At 42.8% G+C, this 22,743-nt stretch carries 11 protein-coding genes; 7 read left to right on the forward strand and 4 right to left on the reverse strand.

Annotation, left to right across the window (positions count from 1 at the left end; all coding sequences use genetic code 11):
* Positions 1 to 33: 33 nt before the first annotated feature.
* Genes AAFF35_RS16595 through AAFF35_RS16605 form a run of 3 tightly spaced genes read right to left on the reverse strand, consistent with a single transcriptional unit; the run spans position 34 to position 4,799 of the window.
* A complete protein-coding gene (locus tag AAFF35_RS16595) occupies positions 34 to 804 on the reverse strand; it encodes a trypsin-like serine protease (RefSeq protein WP_342327645.1) in 771 nt (256 codons plus the stop codon).
* A gap of 30 nt (positions 805 to 834) precedes the next feature.
* A complete protein-coding gene (locus tag AAFF35_RS16600) occupies positions 835 to 1,935 on the reverse strand; it encodes a serine protease (protein WP_342327646.1) in 1,101 nt (366 codons plus the stop codon).
* A complete protein-coding gene (locus AAFF35_RS16605; RefSeq protein ID WP_342327647.1) occupies positions 1,932 to 4,799 on the reverse strand; it encodes a hypothetical protein in 2,868 nt (955 codons plus the stop codon). Before AAFF35_RS16605 ends, AAFF35_RS16600 begins: the two co-directional genes overlap by 4 nt.
* Before the next feature lie 593 nt (positions 4,800 to 5,392).
* Here AAFF35_RS16605 and AAFF35_RS16610 point away from each other — a divergent pair.
* Positions 5,393 to 6,472, forward strand: coding sequence for a sensor histidine kinase (locus AAFF35_RS16610; protein WP_342327648.1), 1,080 nt, complete (start codon positions 5,393 to 5,395; stop codon positions 6,470 to 6,472).
* Positions 6,462 to 7,160, forward strand: a complete 699-nt coding sequence (locus AAFF35_RS16615) for a LytTR family DNA-binding domain-containing protein (RefSeq protein ID WP_342327649.1) — start codon at positions 6,462 to 6,464, stop codon at positions 7,158 to 7,160. Before AAFF35_RS16610 ends, AAFF35_RS16615 begins: the two co-directional genes overlap by 11 nt.
* Here AAFF35_RS16615 and AAFF35_RS16620 read toward each other — a convergent pair.
* Positions 7,155 to 10,256 carry a lantibiotic dehydratase gene (locus tag AAFF35_RS16620; RefSeq protein WP_342327650.1) on the reverse strand — a complete coding sequence of 1,034 codons (3,102 nt, stop codon included), beginning with the start codon at positions 10,254 to 10,256 and terminating at the stop codon, positions 7,155 to 7,157. The genes AAFF35_RS16615 and AAFF35_RS16620 overlap by 6 nt on opposite strands.
* Before the next feature lie 468 nt (positions 10,257 to 10,724).
* On the opposite strand from AAFF35_RS16620, the gene AAFF35_RS16625 reads away from it, so the two are divergent.
* From AAFF35_RS16625 to AAFF35_RS16645, 5 genes are read left to right on the forward strand one after another with little or no spacing between them, the layout of a single operon-like run.
* Positions 10,725 to 12,524: a hypothetical protein gene (locus tag AAFF35_RS16625; protein WP_342327651.1), complete on the forward strand. Its 1,800-nt coding sequence runs from the start codon at positions 10,725 to 10,727 to the stop codon at positions 12,522 to 12,524.
* Position 12,525: 1 nt separating this feature from the next.
* Positions 12,526 to 15,723 (forward strand): amino acid adenylation domain-containing protein, encoded by a 3,198-nt coding sequence (locus tag AAFF35_RS16630; RefSeq protein ID WP_342327652.1) that lies wholly within the window; start codon positions 12,526 to 12,528, stop codon positions 15,721 to 15,723.
* Between the two features lie 34 nt (positions 15,724 to 15,757).
* Entirely contained in the window at positions 15,758 to 21,004 is a 5,247-nt protein-coding gene (locus AAFF35_RS16635) for an amino acid adenylation domain-containing protein (RefSeq protein WP_342327653.1), read from the forward strand.
* 11 nt (positions 21,005 to 21,015) lie between these two features.
* On the forward strand, positions 21,016 to 21,654 hold the full coding sequence (locus tag AAFF35_RS16640) for a hypothetical protein (protein ID WP_342327654.1): 639 nt from the start codon (positions 21,016 to 21,018) through the stop codon (positions 21,652 to 21,654).
* A complete protein-coding gene (locus tag AAFF35_RS16645) occupies positions 21,644 to 22,726 on the forward strand; it encodes a fatty acid desaturase (protein ID WP_342327655.1) in 1,083 nt (360 codons plus the stop codon). Before AAFF35_RS16640 ends, AAFF35_RS16645 begins: the two co-directional genes overlap by 11 nt.
* Positions 22,727 to 22,743 lie beyond the last annotated feature (17 nt).

A 22,743-nucleotide genomic window follows, 5' to 3' on the forward strand; every position in this document is an offset into this window, starting at 1 on the left:
CTCGGGTACAAGACCCTGACTATAAAGGAGTATTTATTTAATCAGCGCGGCACTGTTTCGTTCTTCTCTATTGAATTCTGCTACATTTTCAGGACCGCCGTGATGTATTCCTATGACATAGTATTTTTCACCATCCTTCAGCCATAGTGGAGCACCACTATCACCACTACAGGTAAATAACTTGTAACCCACCATATCGCATTTGTCATGAAAAATTAAATCGCTTACTTTCGTCTTTTTATCCGACAGAATATCTGTACCATTAATCCCGGTTTCGGCCAAATCTACCGGATAGCCCGTTAATATAACCTCCTGGTCTGGCTTGAGATTTAGTTTCTTGTAGTTTACGATTTCGAGGTGACCGGTATACAATCCTTTCACTTTTGCCTTTCCAGTTTCACTGAGCACAATAAAAGAAATATCACTACTGATAAAATGGCAATTATCGGATGCTACATTTTCTACCTTGAAGTCATCTGCCTTAAGTTGGGCTTCAAGCGTTTCCACTTTACCTGATTTAAAAATATTTTTATAAATGCTCATTTTTCGCAGCCACCATTTATCCGCAACATGCCTCGCGGTGATCAATGTGCTATCGTTAATAAAGGTCGCCGTACCCCATCCACGCATATATACATGGACAATTGCAGTATAAGGATAGGTATTCAACAGTTCAGTTTGAACCATGCTGCGTGAATTCAGATAGACTTCCGGACCACACTTTTTGTGGATTTTCGTTTGTGCCATTAATCTTCCACTACACAACATCAAACCGCAGACAATTAAAGCAATAGAGAGTTTCATATGAGTTTTATTTTAGGTGGATACATGCAATTAGGGAAACCAATCAGCGACGGAAGAAATACGAACTGCCTTTTCTCCCTGACAATAGGGCATTTTACAGAGTGTAGAAATGTTACAGTTTCCTTGCCATTGGAAATCTACCTGCCCGCCGACAAGAACACCAATTACACGGTGGGTAACAACATCAAAAACCGGCGATCCGGAATTTCCCTGAAAAGCATCCAGTGAGGTATAAAATATATCCCGCTCCTCATCTTTTTCTACACCTGCATTTGCAGCTACTTTTTTGGGCAATCCATAAGGATGACCAATCATATACACCCCGTTTCCTTTTTTTACCGGATCGGTCAATCCGAGTTTCAAAGGCAATTGCTTCAGTTCCCGGTCAACGGTGAATTCCTTTAGATCCAACTCTTCTGACTTACGGGTAATCTTTTTAGGAAAATATACGCTATCAGCTGAGATGATTGCCTGTATACCTCCTGAAGCATTTGTCAGTTCAAACCCGAAAACAATGGCATATCTGCTCAGATCACCCTGAAAAACATGTCCGGCAGTAATCAGCCTATCCTTGCCCACAACAAAAGCTGTTCCTGAGCCCAGCACGGGCTGGTTAATAAATGGCTCACTCTGACAAAGGTTATAAGTTGTGCCCAAAGTACTGCTAAAGTCCAATTGATATTCATCCCTGGAAATTTGATGCAATTTATCTTTGTCAATTACTATTCCTACCGAAACTGAATTGATGAGTGCAGTCTTCCCGAATGCCGTTTTAGGATCAACATTTCGAGCCTCAATACGACTATCATATTGAGTTGCGCCAACCAGCACCCTGCGTTTAGCGGGCAGCCCTTCAAACGGGTCTACTATTATTGCTGTTATTGCTGCCTTCACCAGACCAACTGCTTCAGCAGACTCATAATCTGAACCAATCACAGTCTTTTGATCGCTGGATCGGACTCTATCTGCAGTCATCTTTCTGGTACTTCTCTTATCAGTTTGGTAGTTTTTGTATTTTTCAAATGCTCTTTCTATCATTTCAGTCCGAACCCTGGAACTATCTGTTTGAGCCGTTATTTTTAAGTTACAGCCAAGCAGCATAAAAACAAATAATATCAGCGGTTTATTCATTTTGATGTTGGTCTGGTATAAAGGTTAAACAACGGAATATCAATCGTTAAACCTAGCCCGGCCCTAAAGGAAGAGAAGTTAGCAGTCCCTCCAACCTGTTTAAATTCCGGTCCGTACTGTCCACCGAGGTTTAAAGAAAATGGAGATCCGGGAATACCCAGCGTAAAATATAAACCTGGAGAGAAAATGTTTTTGAAACTTAGCTCTGGAAGAACGTCCGCATTATCTTTGCTATCAAACCTTAGCCGTGTAACCGCACCTACGTCAATAAGCGGAATATATAAGCCAAAAGCACTCCCCTTCCATGAGAAGAAATTACCAAAAGAAACACTAAGCCCCAATGGGGCGGTAAATCCTGTACTAAATGCGGTCCTTGTTTTACCGTCAACTTGAGCAAAATCTGCGCCCAATAATATACCCGAATAACTGTTTATAGAAACATTGAATGCGGACTGACGTTTCACAGAATAACTTCCCACCGGTAATGCAAAAGCTTCTATAGCCTTTTGTACATCCTCTGAATCTTTGGCCTGCGCCATGCCGTTTACCAAATGAATGATGGAGATGATTTGCGGATCAAGTCCCGGACTGATCTGGCCCAGCAATTTATCAGTGTAACTAATTGCATCTGCCTTCATTATTTCAGCTCGTCTTTTAAGGGGCGCCGTATCAGTGGAAATCCCTGCAATAAATACATTGTAATATTCTACTGCATACGCTTCTATGTTAGCCGTCATTTGATCAGCAACATCATCAGGGAAAGGACGAAATTCGCTGCCATTGGCAGTACCTTTTAATTTTTTCATACTCGTATTGAGCTGCTCCATTACTTTCCGGAGCGGTATTTGAGTATAACTGGAAACGACTAAGAGCTGAAATTTAGGATCATCAAGCATGTCTTTCATCTGCTTTACATCCGCCACTAAATTATCAGGTTTTGCGTTTCCATACCGGTATGCATTTAAAACTTCTCTGAAGTTCTTTATTTTACCTCGATAACCCGTTGGAACCTGGTCCGAATGTGTAGAAAGCCAATGCTCAACTTTGCCGAATTCGATATAAACTTTATCAAAGATTTTTGGGTCTAGATTGTCTGATTTTGCAATCTTCAGCATTTTATAGGCATCTGCCCAACTCGCAAATTCCATTTTAGGACTAAGATTGACCAGTGCCACTAACTCAGGAATTTCTTGTGTGAATCTTACCGGTACTAAGGTATCTACTAAAGAAAGCATTTGTTCAATGCCGTTAGCATAATTTTTTTTCCGCAAGGCAAACACCACCTCGTTTGCAACGTTTGCTACCTTAAAATATCTGGCAAGCTGGTCAGTAGGCTCATATTTCTCAGTAGAGTCATCTGAAATATCTGCCAGTAACGATTGCTGACTGGATATAATTTGCTTAGAGAAATCAATTACACCTTTTACAAAATTATATACGGTATCGGCGCCTACATGCTCACCAGCCTTATTCGCTTTTTTGATCGCCACTGCGGTATTGTAGACATGCTCGGCATTTTTTGTCATATTGATGATAAGTGATTCAAATTTAGCCTTATATGTCAGCTTCTTGCTAGTCACGACCTTTTCAAGCAAACCACATAACGAGATAACGTCTTTATGCCCCTCCCGCGCAAATTCAATTTTGTAATACTTCAAGTTCTGCTGGTGAAGAAACCCAGCATACAATTGATAAAAATTAACTTCTGAGGCATAACTATTCCAAAAATCGAGGCCGGCAAACTTGGGTTCTCCATTTTCAATCAAGGTTAGACTCCTGGCGAACATCTCCGACATGGAAAGCAGATTAGCCATATTCTTCCGCGTATAATTATCAGACAATTTCCATTGGCTGATATTTTTACTATTGCTCAGGATGGTAAAATAGTCTACCGGATATTTAACCTTTGACAGGTTTGGAATAATAAGCATGGCTTCAAACGCAAAATCCAGGTCCGGATAGCGTTGTAAAAGACTGGAAACCCGGCTCGAATTTCTAAGCTGATAGGCATTGTCTAAAATACTATTTAAATCATTTTGGATATAGCCCTTTAGATCGATTTGGAAAGTACCAAGCTGTTCTGGTTTGAAACTCTTCAGATAAGCGACCGTTTTGGGAAGTAAGATATGGAGTTCTTCCAGGGGGATTTTATCCTTGTGGTTCTCCAGATATTTTTTCACGTTAGTCATTGCATAAGCCACAAGTTCTTCTTTGATCCGTTTGGCCAGGAACTCCCCCAGCCCATTGATAATCTCATAGCTCATATTCCCGCCAAGAAAGGGTATCGCTTTTTGGAGGGAGGTGTTGTAATTTACTCCTGAAGACCGATCAGCAAAACCGAGGCGTAATGACTGATATTTTGTGCGGTAGAGCTCCACCATATCGTATAGAAATGTGTTATTCCTTGCACTGTATGCCAGACCAACCGCCTGTAACTCTAAATCATCAGCCACAGATTTAGAAGTGTCATATTCCAGCCTACATGATTCCAGATTGTCGACATAATTATCCAGGGTACCATAACGACCTTTATCGTTACTGGAAACTCCGACCGCGGTAGCTGTTTCAACCAACTTTTTTATACGATTGTATTGAATAAGCTTCTCATCAGCAGCTTTAATTGCTTTGCTGGCAGTTGTATCATTTTTCAGGGCATCATCCTCCAGATAGGTTTTGAAAATCCCCAGTACCAATGAGCGGTCTTTAATCACTTCATTTTTTCGGATGTCAGGATCCACACTTTGATAATCTTTTTTAAGCAGATCAATGAGCAAGGCAGCGTGTCCCGCAACAGGGGCATCTTTTTGTGCAAGTGCTGAAAAGCAAAGTAACAGGCACAATGACAGGACAGAAAAAAATTTCATGTTTTTGAGTTTGTTGGTTAATCAGATGTTATGGTTATTGTTCAGCGGGGTCATGTGGTGAATTGACCAGGCGTTATGATGGCAAGTCAGGAGCGTATATAATACATGAATTTTCATCGAGAGCAAGGTTAATACACTCGAATATAACTATTTATTAACCATCGCAATAGCCATCAGGAAAATAAATCAAAAAATAGCATAGTGCTGATCCAGGATTTTGCATCACCTGATCCTGAACTCCAGGGATCGGTTGGGGATCAGTTTTAAAACAGGACAAATTCCATAGCTGCTTTAGACTATTGAACAAATATGGCGCGCGGAAAGAACAGCAAAAAAATGTAATAAAAAGCAAAGAAAAACAATTAATTTTCTTATTATTAACTCGGAAAAAGCTGCAAACAAAAACGCTCTTAAAACTAATTGCTTAACTTATTAAAAAAAACATCTGCTAAAATTAGTATTTTGGCGGGCTACGGTATAATACGCTTTTTTTTTATTGCCTGTAACAGGTTAAATTAATCCTATGAAAATAAATGTTTGGCGAATTTTATCTTAAGGAAAATTACACAAATAGCAGAAGAATAATATATCATTTGATTTTCTGGACTGTAGTCAGCCTTCTGTATTATTTAAGCTATAGAAGACTTGACCCTGAAAATGCCTGGATTTTAGTTTCTAAGGATCTGTTTTCTGTGGTCACCATATTCTACATCACCTCCTACTTTATCATCCCCAGGTTCCTTCTGGATCGCGGTACACTGTTTCTGGCGCTCTGGATAATTATAACCTATTTCTGGTGGTCGATCGGTACTTACCTGATGTGTTACTACCTGCATCACTTTGGTACTCCAAATGAAAGGTTAAAAATCTATGTGAAAATAGTGATCGAAAATGGGCTCGTCGGCATTATCAGCTGGCATAAGCTTCCTTTTTACGTTCTGGACTATGTATATTTTACAGCATTGCCATTGGGATTAAAACTCATGCAAACCCTCCTAAATGAAAAAAACAGGGGCATAAAGTTACAACGGGATAATCTTGAACTGGAAATAGATTTCCTGAAATCACAGATCAATCCCCACTTTCTTTTCAATACCCTGAACAACATTCATTCCATGGTGATTGCGAGTGATCAGGCCGCAGCCGACACGGTTCTCCATCTTTCAAGCCTGATGAAATACACGCTGTACCAGAGTGATGAAAAAGAAGTCTCTTTAGAAAAGGAAATCAGGTTCATCAACAATTATCTGATGCTGGAAAAGATCCGCTACAACGAAAAAGTTAAACTGCTGATCAACATCAATGTACCGGAAAATGACCTCGGAATTGCTCCCCTTATACTTTTCCCTTTTGTCGAGAATGCGTTTAAACATGGCCCTGATAAATCCAGCTTAAATTCTGAGATCAAAATCTCCATTCAGCTCGAAAGGGACAGACTGTTGTTTCATATTGCCAATAGCGTCCTGACCGATCAAAAGAAATCAGAACCGGATAATTATTATGGAGGCATTGGGATAACAAATGTGCTCAAAAGACTTGAAATCAATTACAAAGGCAATTATGAGCTAAGTAAAGGGATCAAAGATGGGTGCTATGAGGTTACCCTGTCAGTTAAACTAAGTAATTACCTCAGATTACACATCCCCAACAAACGAAAAACCAATGCAAATTAACTGTATAGTCATCGATGATGAACCTCTGGCAAGAAATACGATCGAGTCATACATCAAAAAAATCCCGTCATTGGTGCTCTTAGGCAGTTTTGAAAATCCCCTGGAGGCCTTTCATATCCTGGATACCGTACAGGTTGACCTCATTATTTCCGATATTCAGATGCCCGATATGACAGGCATCGAGTTTTTAAAAATACTGAAAAATCCTCCTTTCGCCATATTTATTACCGCTCACCCACAATTTGCAGTAGAAGGTTTTGAGTTGGAAGTACTGGATTACATTGTGAAGCCATATTCACTGGAACGCTTTGCGAAAGCAATACAGCGCGCGCAGAAGGGAATTGCCTACCGGTACACCAAATCAATGGGGGAAGACGAATACCTGAAAGTAAAGGACGGAAACAAGACCATCTTCCTGAAATACAATGACATCAACTATATTGAAGGAATGAAAGACTATGTAAAAATACATAACATTAACAAAAGCATCGTGACCATGACCACGCTGAAATCCCTTGAACAGCTCTTGCCGAAAGAAGGTTTTATCCGTGTTCAAAAATCATATATCATCAATATCAAAAAAATAGTAAGTGTGGAGTCTTCGAAGGTGATCCTGACCTTAAACCGGTTCGAAGTTCCGATTGGCCTCCTATACAGGAATGAACTCTTCCGCAGACTTCAGCTATAATTCCATGCGCCCGACCCGTATGTTGCTTTCCCCGGAATGCGCCCTGCGGGTCTTGTAATACTTCATCATGAAATGATATACGATCAGTTCATAACGGCGTTGGTGGTGTGCAAAAAGCCTGTTGATCATCATGTGGCTAAGGTTGCCCAGCTGCTCCTCCAACAGGATTTCCCCATCAGCGACCCCATCTGGCACCTGGCGAATAGACCTCAGCCATTCATTGAAAGCCCTTTCCTTGTTTTCCAGCTCCGGTTTAAAACCCTCCTGATGCAGGTAAAAGTCGGCTCGGGATAAGACTTTACCAATATTTCCTTTTTCCCTGTAGAGCAGGTTTAATTTATGTTTGATCTTCTCCTCGGTAGCAAATTCGCTGAAAAAGGAATCAAACATTTTGCTGGCCCATCGCATTTTAGAACACATATCCAGGCCCGCATAAGTCAACAGTTGGTCGACAAGAAAACAAGCGCCCTCTATCCTCGCTTCCGGAGGTAAAGCGCGTTCAATGATACGGGTAACCAGCTCACTGTCTCTGTAAAACAGGTTTTCAACAGTACCGATCTGCTTTGCCCCATACCTTTCCAGCTCCCGGTTATAGGTATCGTATTGCAGACTTTTTACCATTCCGTTGTGGAGCGGATCTGAAAAAGCAGCCTGTATCAAATCATTGATGCCTGCCCATCCATGTTCTACTCCTTCCCGCAACTGCAGCCGCAGCCTGAGGTGATGATCGGGATCATAAAAACGCAGAAAAAACCATTTCTCCAGTAAACCCCGGGCTTTGGCTTCTGCGATAAGCTGGTTGATTTGCCGGTTAATCAGCAGATCAGCGGACGAACTGCTACAATAAATCTTAATGGATAGCCATTCGCTTCCCGGGAGGAATTTCCGGACGACCTGTTCAGTGGCAACAAATGGATTTTTAGCTTTCTCAAAGCTCCCAGGACTCCCTTTAAAAGGAATGATGACTTCATTTGCATGCTGGTTGCCAAAACGGTCCTTTAAAACCGAGGGATAAGATCCATACAAAAACTCACACAACCTCAGCTTTCCGGCTTTTAACCGGCTTTTGAGAATAGGAATCGAAACTGGACTGTAAAAATCGATCAGCAGCTCATTGTCGCCCTCGCATAACAGGACTTTTTGCGGTAACTTATAGAGGTTCCTGAAACGGTCCCGATCTGTAAGCGTATGCACTTCTTCCAACGATTGCGCGATGCTGTTGTCAAAAATCCATTGCGCTCTCGACAAAATCAGGTGTTTATAGCGAACACGGGGCAAATGTTGCTCATTTCGTAAATTACCCCAGTTCCATTTAAAGGAAAAATTAAGGTCCTGATGCTGCAGCTCACACAAAAACTTGTAAATAACGGTGTCCCCTGTATAATTATGTGCAGTACTCATCCTCGGAATAATTTCTTTCCCGAGTGCTTTAGACCAGAGACAGAGTTTACCTTTATTCATAAATAGATAGATATCATCAACCGGTATCTGCACTGCTCCTGATAACGGACTTGAATTGAGCAGCACTATCTGATAATTCCTTATAGAAGGGCGCTTTAAAATATTGCCAATCTGAGACTTTGGCGAGTGGATCAGCTCTGCTACCACTGCCTCCTCATAAAACTGATTTTCATATTCAGCACAGTCCCTGAGTTTTCCCAGCAGGTCTTTATCTGCCTCAGCAAACCTCGACATCAGGTTCAGGCAGCTCGGCCCGGAAATCGCAGAGAGGTTAAAGACAAAATCCCGGTTCATATTTTCCTTTAGCTTACTGGCAAACAGGTTGCCCAGAAGATAAAATGTAGCCGGACAATTCATTCCCTTATCAGCACGCTTTTCTTTCAATTCCAGCAGGTCGGCCTCTTCTATCACCATTTCCACCCGGCCACTGGTTAGCATCTCGTTGTACTTATTCAGTATAAATTCTTCAACAGGGCCAGTCAAAGTACTTTTGGATGCCTTTTTGCCTTGAAAAACCTGGCCCAGGATATTCAGGTCCGACAGGTGTTCTTCGTCGCCATAACCGATGCCGTAATCTTTATCCAACGCGGTGGTTAACCTGACTGGTTCGCCCTGATAAAGGGATTCAAATTTCCGCTTAAAAGCCAGCAGGTCGGGAGAAACATTTTCGAAAAAAAAAGGCTCAATCTCCTTTACTTCTCTGGCAAGGGAATCGATAATCTTTTGGTTGATTACATTTTGTCCTTCATACACCTGATCTAAGCTGAAATAGTTGCTATGCGGGACATCCAGCTGCTTACTTTTTTCGATCAAACTGGTATTACTGCTCAGCAATTGCTCCAATCCGGAAAAATCAGTGAAGCGTTTGTCGCCGCTAAATTTCTCTTGTTTGCTTTTCAGCAGATAAAAATAGGCCTTGGTATCAAAGTTCGGCTCCAGCTCCGAGACGAGAAACTTACGGGCAACCAGTTCTTCTAAAAACTGAATCCCCGCACTTTTGTCGATCTCATGATCCAGCAGCAACCGGACCAGTTCTTCAAACCTTTTGCCCTTTTTTGCAAAAAGGGCAATTGTTTTCAATATCGTAGTATGTCTAAGCGAGGTAAGGACGGTGCTACCTGTCCCTGATCCTGGCTGGCTTTCATAATACCTGAAATCACCTTCCCCATCATAAAGGGTATGATTTGTCGAGAACAGAATTCCCGACCTGAAGTCGTCCTGCTTCAGCATCTGACTGGACAGTTCAGCAAGGTAATCTAAATCATAGTGCAGTGCGACTCTCTTTTTAGAGATCGTCATCGCTGTAAAACACCCTTCAACAATGCGGCCCGGAAAAACTCCCGAGAACATTCCAAAGGGTGTACAGCGTGAGGACATTCTGGCGAGGTACTTATAAAGACTCACCTGCAGCTTCTCCGGCATGACACCACTTTTACCTTGATGCTCCATCAACCGGTGATAGAATTCAGGGCTGGCAAAAAAAATCGCCTCCTGAACTTCCGGACAGGAGAAAACTGAGTTCATCTTTTTCAGGATCTCATCAGCATCGTGGTCATTTAAGCGGTTTAGTACACCTAATGGCAAGTCAGGACATCTAACCAGATAAAAATCAAAGGGTGTCATCTTTTGAATCATTTTTTAGAGAAGAACGGATGATGCCATGGTTATTCCGGTGTAAACAATATCGTCAACCTTGCCGCTGAAATTCCAGTTACTGGAATTATCGCAATAGACTTTTTCGAATTCGAGGGATAACGAAAGCTCCTGGCTCTCTTTTTCATTTACATTTTTCATGATTTTGCTTGTTGATTTACCCAAATATTGGACGATTGGCATTCACAAAAAATTAAGTTCGACCAAATAGGTATCCGGCAGGATTAAATTGAAAAATATTGGTATCAAAAATTTTCGGCAATGCCGGTCCATCCTCACTGCCGACAGAAAGGACTGGTCTTTTACAAAACTGAAAGAATCGACCAAATTGAAATTCGATAGTACCAAACAAAATCTCCGCAAGCTTTAAGTAGATACTTTTGTTAAAAAAAGTCAACAGCGAAAAAAACCGTCTTCGTTAAGGGAAAATAATATTTAAATAGGATAGAAATGATAATTCAGGGCAGTGACGTTTTTTATGAAGACCGCATAAATAAACTCAAAGATAAAATCAAAAACGAACAGAAAACAGATCATCTGCTCAGCACTGCTAAATTAGTCAGCATCATCGCGATCGTCGCTTTGTTATGCTATTATCAAAGCCTGCCGGCGATGCTGCTGTATGCCGCCATAGTAGCAATGCTGCTCTTGTTCATCTGGGCTTCGATTGTACTCAATAAGGTTCAACTCCATATTCAGTTCTTAAAAAACAAGCTGGAGTTGAATAAAAAGGAACTGGTCATTTCTTTAAAAAAATATGCCGATCTGTATAACGGATCAGACCTGATGAGCCAGCATCACCCTTATGCAACAGACCTTGACCTATTTGGCAATGGCTCGATTTTCCAGGTCCTGAACAGAACCTCCACCTTATCCGGCCTGAATACCCTGGCCTCCTGGCTCAGCAAGCCTTTTCTGGATAAGAAAGAGATCACCGGACATCAGGAAGCAATCCGGGAACTATCGGACCAGTTTGAATGGTGCCAGGATTTCTGTTCAAAGATTTCAACCAGCACAAAAAAAATCAACGATAAAGCTTCTTTCTTCAGCTGGATTGCGACACCGAACCGCCTCATCAGCACACCGCTTTATAAATACCTCATTAACATCCTTCCCCTCCTCAGTATCTTACTGATGGTACCGACTTTTATTGGCATTATTCATCCCCTGCCCTTTATCCTGACTACCCTGTGTCAGTTTGTAATTACACTTTTTCATGCCAGACATACGAATAAGATCCATAAGATGATTGGCCCAAGGCTTTATTATGTAGATGGAATATTGTCTATCGTTGAACTGATCCTGTCTCAGAATTTTGAGAGTAAAAAATTAAAGCTTTTAAAACATGCGCTTGAGGATACAGATTCCTCAGCAATTTCTGAAATCAAAAAGCTGAAACGCATATCGGATTCTTTCGATAGCAGAATGAACCCGATCCTGGCCATCGTGCTGAACGGGATTTTCTTATACGACATCCGCCTGGTGTTATCGCTGGAACAATGGAAGGTTAAAAATACGAATTCTTTCAATTACTGGCAGGAGATCATCGGCGAATTTGATGCCTTGATCAGTCTTTCGATATACAGTCATAACCATCCTGATTACAATTTTGCGGAAATATCATCAAGTCCTTTCTATATCAAGGCGAAAGGCATCAAACACCCCCTGATGGATGAACAGAAGGTGATTCCAAATGATTACGAAATCAGCGGAACGCCACGGATAGACATCCTCACCGGGGCAAACATGGCTGGAAAGAGCACCTTTTTACGCACACTGGGTGTTTCTATGGTACTGTCGATGATCGGAGCCCCGGTAAATGCTACCCGTTTTATTTTCAGTCCAACTAATCTCTACACGAGCTTACGCACCAACGATTCCTTACAAAACAATGAGTCCTTCTTTTATGCGGAGCTTAAAAAGCTAAAGGGAATGATGGACACCTATGCTGCCACACCAAATGTATTTTTTCTCCTCGACGAAATTCTGAAAGGAACAAATTCGGCAGACCAGTACAACGGTGCAAGAAAACTTATTGAAAAACTGATCAGAATAAATGGCTTTGGCGTAATCGCTACCCATGATCTGGCCCTGTCCAAACTAACAGAAGAATATCCATTGGCAGTAAGAAATATCCGATTTGAGATTAACATCATTGACGGCAAAATGAGCTTTAGGTATAAGCTTGAAGACGGAATAGCGGAAACGATGAACGGAACATTTTTATTGGAAGATTTAAAAATTGTATAATATGAAAAAAGAGATCAGTCTTTCCGTACAACAAAGATCATTGTGGTTACATAATATGGTCAACCCTTTATCGGACTCTTTTAATATCGGGTTTGCCTTTCGAATGAAAGGAACAGTCAATAAAAAACTGTTTCTGGACGCGCTAAGCGCCACCTTTGAAAGGTATCCGGCACTCCTGACCACGTTTAGCAAAGATCAGGAAGGCAATCCTTTGCAACATTTCAATGGCCATTTTGAGGGGCCTGAAATCCTGCAAATAGCCGGGGATCAGTTAAAGGAATTTCTGATCAATGCTTACTCAACGCCTTTTAACCTGGCCGGCGACAAGCTTAATGTAAGGACATATTATATAGAAGTACCCGGCGGGGAACCTGCTTTCCTGATCGTTTCACATCACATCATTTTTGATTTCTTCTCTGCAAGGATCCTGCTGAAAGAACTCCTGGCCACTTACCGGAAATACCTTTCCGGCAATGGTGATCTTTCCATGGAAACTGACGACTCTTTTGAATCCTATATCAATAAACAAAAGGAGATGATTTCCGGATATTCCGAATCCAGAAGCTTCTGGACGGATTATACCCGCAACTGCCCTCCTTTTTTAAGCATTCCCGGAGATCATAAAACACTGTTTTTCCCTGATAAGGAAGAAAAAAAAGGAGGAATACTGATCAAAACACTGGAAGAGCCCATCATCACCGCCATTCAGAAATTTGCCGGCGATCATCATACATCACTCTATAATGTACTCTTTTCGTTTTTTAATATCCTGCTGCACAGGTATACCGGCCAGGAGAGTTTTGTAGTAGGAACTCCCTTTTTAGGAAGAGAAAGAATGTTTTTGAAAAGTATCGGATATTTTGCCAATATTCTTCCACTGATCTCAAGAATTGATGACGATACAAACATCCTCGGATACATCAGACAAAATGATCAGGAGATCAACCTGATCAAAAGAAATCAGTTTTTCCCCTTCGAAGAGATACAGGATATCATCCGAAATGACGAGAACGGTATCAATGCCCCAAATTTCAATACGGTATTCAGTTATCTCGACCAGGGAAGAATGGAAAAAGCAGGAATGGCCCACCAGGATGAATCCGGTTTTTTCTGTAAAAACATCAACCTTCCTTCTCAGGGCGACTTATTCGAGATGACACTCGAAGCAAAACTGATCGATAAAAAACTACAGCTCAATTATAAATACAAAAAAACAGCCTATAGCCAAGCCTTTATGGAGGCTTTCAGTAACCGTTATACCGATCTTATTATGGAAGGTATCAGCGCTCCTGAACTCAGAATCAACGACATAGAAAGCCTGACGGAAAAAAACTTTTCAAATCAGATTGATGCCGAACTTAGGGATCAGGAAGGGATTGCCAGCCTATTTCATCACCAGGCACAACTTTATCCCAACAAATGTGCGATAATCAGCGAAGGCAATGCGGTTAGCTATCAGCTGCTATCCCATCAGATCAAACAGTTCAGCTTCTGGATCGGCTCCAGATTTTCAATCAGGCCCAAAGGTAGAATCGGCATCTGTATAGACCGGTCTTACCTGCAAATAGTTGCCATCTTCAGCAGCATCAATCTGGCGAACGCCTATGTACCGATAGCTGCAGATCTTCCCGACGACCGGCTCCGTTTTCTGATCGAAGATTCACAGATCGATTACCTGCTCGTAGATCAGAAAAGTCATTCACGAATGAAAGCTTTAACGGATACGGTACCGGTCATCATCGCTGAACCTTCTTTTGAATCGGCTAAACTCAGCGATTACGCCGGTTTTACCTATCCCGAATCCAGATCGGCAGATGCCGCCTATGTATTTTATACATCCGGCACAACCGGTACCCCAAAGGGTATAGAGGTTAGCCAGGACAATGTGCTGAACCTTATCGGCAACCAAAATGTTGTTGCCACCACTGAATCAACAGTTTTTCTGAATGTGTCCAGTTTCGCATTCGATGGCAGTGTATACGATTTTTTTAGTGCGCTCCTAAAGGGCGGCACACTCGTACTTCCATCCAGCAATATCCCCACTCCATCGGAAATCCTGGAGCTGGCTCAAAGCCATAAGCCGAATATTATGTTTGTGCCGACAGGGCTCTTTCATTTAATCGTACAGCAAAAGCCTGAGGTCTTTGATACGCTAAAAACGCTCATCGTTGGCGGTGAATCCTTATTGCCAAAATATGTAGAAAAGTTACTTGCACACAGACCACTTGAAATCATCAATGGTTACGGTCCAACCGAATGTACGGTCTTCAGTACTTTTTTTAAAGTTGATAAACTGCTGCCCGGACAGCAATCTATTCCAATTGGTACGGCCCTCGACGGCGTTGAGGTACAGATCATGGACAAGCATGACCGGATTCTTCCAGACTTTCTCCATGGAGAAATCGTCATTTCGGGCAAAGGTTTATCCAATGGTTATCTGAATCCTGAAATGGTAAAGAACAGTGGCTTCGGAATATCTAACGAAAAAAAACGCTATAAAACCGGAGATATCGGCTTTAAAGATGGAAATGGCAATATCATTTTTGTGGGCAGGAAAGACAGACAGGTCAAACACCATGGCCATAGAATAGAACTCAGCGAAATTGAAGCTGTGCTCATCAACCATGAGCATATTCAACAGGCAGTAGTCTCCATTGAACAGATCAACAACAATTCTACCCTCATCGCCGTGGTCCGGACCGATACGGTGGAGGTTAGTGAAGGCGAGCTGAAAAACTATCTTGCCGGAAAACTGCCGATGCACATGGTCCCCGCTCACCTGCTGATGGCCGATCTGGGCATCAACCACAATGGTAAACTGGACCTCAAACAAGCCAGAACCATTGTAGCAAATCATTCATTTGGGATGAAGTCCCATGACCTTCCTGAAAACCCATTACAGCAAACCGTCTGGGAGATATGGAAAAAAATACTACCAGGTGCGCAAATTGGCATTTATGATAATTTCTTTGCCTGTGGCGGAGACTCTATGTCGGCCATTAGACTCTGTGCTGAAATTTCCGGCTCACTGGAAAAAACAGTTTCCGTGGCAGATATATATGAAAATCAAACGATCCATGGTTTATGCCTGCTACTGGAACAACAGGTTCAATCAAGGCCAAAAGGTATGGCACCGATAAAAAAAATAATCAGATCACAATACCGCATCAACAACGATCAACAGCGGATCAACAATTAACCACCACCCCTAAAAACAAACCAAAGAAACAAAAATGGAGACCATAGAAGAAAAAATCTTTCAATTTCCTGCCTCCAAAGATCAGGAAAGACTCTGGATACTGTCAAAGTTCAAGCAGGTAAAAGGAGCCTACAATATGTCCGGACTTGTTCATATCAAGGGTAAATTAGACCCGGAAGTCCTCAGGGCATGTATTGTGGATCTTCTATCCAGACATGAGCCACTGAGAACCTCTTTTGTTTTCGACAATGACCAGTTGTTCCAGACGATCACTGACATTAACGGTTATGAACTGCCTGTTGTGCAGTTAACGGACAAAGAAGCCATTAATACCTTTGTACAGGCGAAGATTCATATGGCTCCCGACCTTGAAAAAGACCGGCTCTTTAACGTTTACCTGATCGATAAAGGAGATTCAGAATACATGCTCCTTGTCGTTCTTCACCACGCTATTGCCGACGGCTGGTCGCTGAACGTATTGCTTCGCGATTTATCTGCCTTTTATACGCAAAGAACCGGTCTTACGGAGGCTACCGCATTACCGGTTCTCGACATACAATATGTAGACTATGTAGGTTCAGAAATGGACTTTTCGGATTCTAACGACTATAACAGGCAAATTGAATTCTGGAAAAAATACCTGGACAAAAGCCCTGAGTTGCTGGAGCTGCCAACCATTGGCCAGAGAAAAAAAATACAGAGTTATGCAGGAAGTACCATACAAATCAGTCTTGAGACAGATTTAACCCTGAAATTAAGGGCACTATCAGCCAAGCTGGGTACGAGTTCTTTTGTAACACTTCTGGCGGTATTTAAGGTGCTGTTGAGTAGGTATTCCGGTCAGGACGACATTACAGTGGGTACACTTTATGCCAATCGGGAACGTAAAGAACTGGAACACATCATCGGTTTCCTGGTAAAAACGCTCCCCCTAAGGACTAAACTCGACCAGCTGGATACCTTTCAAAACCTCGTTTCCCATATCAGCAAGGACTTCACCAATGTCCTGAAAAACAAGGAGATCTCTTTTTATGACATTGTAAAAGCAGCAAATATGCCCGGCAATTCAGGTCATAATCCTGTTTTCCAGGCACTCTTCAGCTATGAAAACCTTCCTGATACGGCGCTTAAACTTGGAGATCTGCAGACGAGCATCCAACGGATGGAAGGGACTTATTCGAAATTCGACCTGACGCTGAATGTAACCGATAAGACCGCAGAGGAAATCATACTTTCATTTGAATACAATACGGACCTGTTTGAAGAGTCATTTATCCAGAGATTAAAAGAGGGATTTATCTCGGTTTTAACCGAAATGACAGTTGCCCCTTCTACGGCTCTGACCGATATTGATGCTTTGCCCCCTGCGGAAAGAAAGGTCATTTTATACGACTGGAATGATACAGGCAAAGATTTCGGAAATTCAGGTACTTTCCCGGATCTGTTTGCCGCTATGGCGGTTACCTTACCGGATCAGCCCGCCGTTGTGTTCGGAGATTCCAGTCTGAGCTATGAGGAGCTGGATATTGCCTCCGACAATTATGCATCCTATCTTTCTGAACGTGGCATTCGCAAAGGAGATTTCGTCAGCCTGATCTTTGAAAGAAACGGGGCCTTGCTCCCTATCCTGCTGGCGATTATGAAAATTGGTGCGATCTATGTGCCCATAGATCCGTTATATCCGAAGGAAAGGGTGAGTTACATCATTTCCCATTCGGGAAGCAAGTTCGTTGTGAGCCACAGGTCTCTTAAAAATTACATCTCCGGATTGGGGCTGCAAACCGATCTGATCTTCATTGAGGATGCGCTCGCATCGATCACAATGCGTCCTGTCAAATATGATGCAGAAAAATTAAGCGAAGCATCAATCGCCTATTGCATCTATACTTCCGGCTCAACCGGCTTACCGAAAGGGGTCGCAATTTCGCATGGAGCATTGGCAAACTTCCTGCGTTCGATGCAGGAAAGACCCGGAATAGAAACGGGCGACCGCATGCTGGCGGTTACCTCCATATCATTTGATATCTCCGGACTTGAACTTTACCTGCCACTCATCAGCGGGGCAACAACCATCGTATGCAGGCATGAGGCGATCGTTGATCCCGAAAAGCTGATCTCCGTGATCGCACAATACAAGCCTACAGTTATACAGGCCACTCCTTCGCTCTTTAAATTGCTAAAGGAGGCAAACTGGGCCGGCAACAAACAACTAAAGGTTCTTTGCGGAGGCGAGAGTGTTCCGAAGGACCTGGCCCTATGGCTAAAGAAGGTCTGCGGCAGCATATGGAATATGTATGGCCCAACGGAAACAACGATCTGGTCGCTGACACATGAATTTGACAGCCGGATTGAACGGGTTACCATAGGAAAACCAATAGCAAATACGCAGGTATTTATTCTGAATAAATTCCTAAGGCCGGTACCTGTCGGAATTGCGGGAGATCTGTATTTGGGCGGAAAAGGTTTAGCAACCGCTTATTATCGGGATGAAGAACAGACTTCTAAAAAATTTATCAACTGGCAATTTGAAAACATCGGGCAAAGACTTTACAAAACCGGCGACCGTGCCAAGTACGATCAGCAGGGAAATGTATATTTCATGGGCAGAGAGGATTTTCAAATCAAGCTGAACGGTTACCGGATTGAGCTGGAAGAAATTGAAACGGTGCTCAGTCAGGTTGATGGCATCGGACAGGCCATCGTTTTAGTGGACGAGTTTGGTGCAGGTAACCAGCAACTGGTTGCCTATTTTGAAAACAACGGACTTCTCATCGACATGCTCCGGGTAAGGAGCGAAATCAGCACGAGATTACCCAAATATATGATTCCTGCAAAATTCGTTACTGTTGAGAAATTCCCCGTAACGGCGAATGGCAAGATCGACAGGAATGCACTTCGGATAGCAGAAAACACAGAACTGGCCGCTGCCGGAAAAACGCTTATTGAACCCGGCAACGATGCAGAACGAATGCTGCTCGCCATCTGGCAGGAAGTGCTGAACCTGCAATCCATCAGCACTACTGATGATTTTCTTTCCTTGGGTGGCAGCTCGATTTCCAGTGTCAAAATTACTGCGATGGCATCGGCACAGGGAATGGCCCTTTCTCCTGAAATGATCTTTGAATATCCGACGATAAAAGAACTGGCGATGGTTTCATCCAGGTCTGAAGGCATCAGTATCGGAGCCGGCATCCAGGCCCAGCCGGAAGAACTCTCGCTTCTGGGTTCACTCAGAGACCTCTCTCTATCGGCGGATGGTGATCATGTTATTGATGTCCTGAAAAAGAATATGGTCATCGAAAGCATCGGAAAGTATTTGCCTGAAACGGAAGTTTCCGCAGTTGACATTGTAAACGGCTGTTCGGAGCGCATCAGGTTTCCGATGCAAAGAATCACCGGTATCGAGAGCGTGAGGAACCTGCCGGAAGGAAAAGATTCCCTTTCGCTTGCCATTGAGGCCATACAGCAATGTCTCAGCATTTCCAAATACCAGCCAGACGATATTGACCTGATCATCAGCTGTGGTATTTTCAGGTTAGATGGCAAACTTGCCATACAGATTGACCCTTCCTTTTCCTACCATGTTAAACAACATTTTGGCATGTCGAATGCACAGAATTTTGACATCTCCAATGCCTGCGCGGGGATATTCACAGGACTGGTGATTGCAGAATCTTTTCTCAAAAACAATTCTGCAAAGAAATGTCTGATCTTCAGTTCTGAGTATTTAAGTCATGTGACAAAGACTGCGCAGCGGGAAGTGGAAGGAATCAGTGACCGCAAGATTGCAGCGTTGACTGCAGGTGACGCGGGGTTGGCCATGATTGTTGAGCTTGGTGAAAACGGAGAAACCGGCTTTCAGGACCTTGACCTGTTCACCATGGGAGAATACAGCGATTTGTGTATCATCCAGCCTACAGAAAGAACACATGGCGGCTTTATCATTCATACAGATGCAATAAGGATGGGTGAAGCAGGTTATATCGAAGCTGCCCGTCATGCCTTGAATACTTTGGAGAAAAACAGATGGGGTGTCGATTTCGACCATTTCATCATGCACCAGGCATCCAGTACCACCATTCTCAACGCCACCAGGGAGCTGAATAAGTTTTTTAATAAGGAGGTGCTGCATAGCGGCAACATTATAGACAACATCAAAAACCGCGGAAATACGGCCTCAACAACTTATTTCCTGGCCACTATTGACAACATGATCAATGGACGGATCAAAGCCAATGAGAAGGTGATTTATTCGGTTAGCGGTTCCGGATTAAACCTGGGCACTGCGCTTTACAAATTTGATGATCTTCCTGATCGGGTAAAAAAAGGAACGATAGAAAAGCAGAAGGTAAAAACGACGAATGCGGAAACAGCAGCGATTGAAAGACCCAGGGTACAAATCAGGCAGATTGAAGTTGACTTTGACCCGAAAACCGTACGATCGGGAATGGAAATGTTGTACGGTGCCACTGAAAAGACATTGAAAAACCTCGACGGCCCGAAAAATGAAATAGACCTGGTGCTTTATTATGGTACACTGCGTGACGATTACATTTATGAACCTGCCATCGCTTCCTTTCTGACGGGCAAAACCAAAATCAATTCGAGCAAAGAGCTGGTGAGAGAAGGAAAATCAACCTTTGCCTTCGATATTTATAACGGTTCAATGGGCTTCCTCAGCTCCTGTCAGGTGGCAAGTGAACTGATCATTTCCGGAAAATCAAATATGGCCCTGCTGGCGAGTTCTGAGGTAGACAACAACAGGCAATACGGTTTGGATTCACTGGATATCGTAGAGGCAGGTACTGCCCTGATCCTTACTGCTTCGGACAACAAAAAGGGTTTTGGAAATTTTGAATATGGCAGCATCGCCCGCGTCGCCGCTGGTTTCCCGGAAAGTTCCTTCTATTCGGAATGGCAGGACAACAAACTGATCGCCAAAAAGATTCCATCCGAAAAGCTACATCAACAGGATTTTAATGCTATAGGAGCGCTTGTAGAAAAGCTGTTAGACAGGGAAAGTCTGATCTTATCTGACCTGGATGATGTCCTCTGCTCAATGCCTGTAGACGACAGCTTCCCTGCATGGATGCAGGAGCGAAATGTTATTTCGGGCCATTTTGAATGGCCTTCCAGCGATCCGTATAATTTATCACTTCCGCTTCAGTTGGAGGCACTGATGAAATCCGGACTGACAACCGAAAACCGGAAGATCCTCCTTCTGGATATTGCAAATGTGAAAAACAGGATGGAAATCATCTGTTCTATTTATTACGCTTAACCACAACTGATATGATCCTCACTTCCATCATCACCAGTGTATTTACCACATTCCTGCTCAGCAGGGTCTATCTGAACCTGCAATACCTGCATTCCAATGCAGGACACCGCCAGTCGCAGATCATGAAGGCAACCCGGTGTATATTTGAGCAGCGGTTAACTGATGAAGACCGCTACACATTAGGCAATATTTATCATACTTCTCTGGGCCCGCTCTTTTACCGCCTGTATACGTTCGAACAGGATGCAGAAGGCGCCACCCTCCCCTGCCTGAATGGTATGGGAAAGGAAGGATGGCATTTTTATGACCAGTATATCCGTCCGGTAAAAAATGACATGAACAACAATTCTTTCATTGGCTGGCTCCCTTATTTTGCCAATGTGGAACGGTTAAAGGTCATCTGGAAAATATGTAAGCGAACCGAAGAGCTCATCACTCAGGTGGAGTTATTGAAAATGGATGGCAAGGTTTCCATCACAGGGACACAGCTCCTTATTCCCTGTTCCTTTAAGGATGATCCGGAGGTCAGGCGTCTTGTTCACGGTTACGAAGACCTGTATGCGCTGACAAAAAAATGGTGCCGGATGACAAAGGTAATTATTGAAAAGCCCATTGGTTTGAACCTCAAAAGAAGTAGTTATGGTAATTAAATATAAAACGGCAACTTCTCCTTTTTATGAAGAGCTCAAAAGTAGTGTGGATGATTATTTTTCTGTAAAGAAGATGAGCAAATACGCGAATGTCCAAATGCTGATCAAATCCGGGCTAACCCTGGCAGCTTATCTGTTCAGTTATATTTTCCTGATCCTGGGAAGTTACAGCCTGCCTGTATTCTTTCTTCTGGAGGTGGTTCTCGGCCTGGGGATGGCTGGTATTTTTCTAAATATCGGACATGATGCTTCCCATAATACCTTTTTCAGGCAAAAAGGACTCAACCGGCTTTTGCTGAACTCGCTGACCCTGATCGGACTCAATCCGTATATATTTGACCTCTTGCACAACCGTGTTCACCATGCTTTTACCAGTATCGAGGGAACAGGGTATGACATTCCGCTGGAGGAATATTCCATACTGAGGCTATCCAGAAATCAGGAGGTAAAGCCCATCCATAAATATCAGGTCTATTATGCACCGGTAATTTATTGCCTGATTGTGCTTTATTACATCTTTTCGCTGGATTTTACCGTATACGCAAGAAAAAAACTGGGCAACAACAGTGGAATCAAACATCCCCGGTTCAAACTGGCAGAACTTTGTTTAAATAAGCTGCTGTACCTTTTCTTCATCATCGCTTTGCCACTGATCTTAATCGATCTGCCTGCAGGTACAATTCTTCTGGGCATCCTGACTGCACATGTTGTTGCCAGTATCCTGTTTACCATTGTAGGCGTATTGAACCATCAGATCTATGAATCGGTTTTTCCTGAGCCCAATGCTTCCGGAGTTATCGAGAAACATAAAAAAGAACATGAGCTGGAAGTGACCATAGATTTCTCACCATATAACAGGATCGTGAACCTGTTTTTTGGCGGATTTAATACGCATGTTGCACATCACCTTTTTCCCAATATCTGCCATATCCATTATGTTGAAATTACCAGGATGATTGAACGTTTAGCCATCAAGCATGGCCTGCCCTATAAAAGAAAATCGCTTTACAGCTCGATAGTTTCTCATTTCAGATACCTGAAGATGCTGTCCTCTGATAAAATCCCGGCTTAACAACACCATAGCAGGAA

The organism is Pedobacter sp. FW305-3-2-15-E-R2A2 (genome assembly GCF_038446955.1).
Classification (GTDB): Bacteria; Bacteroidota; Bacteroidia; order Sphingobacteriales; family Sphingobacteriaceae; genus Pedobacter.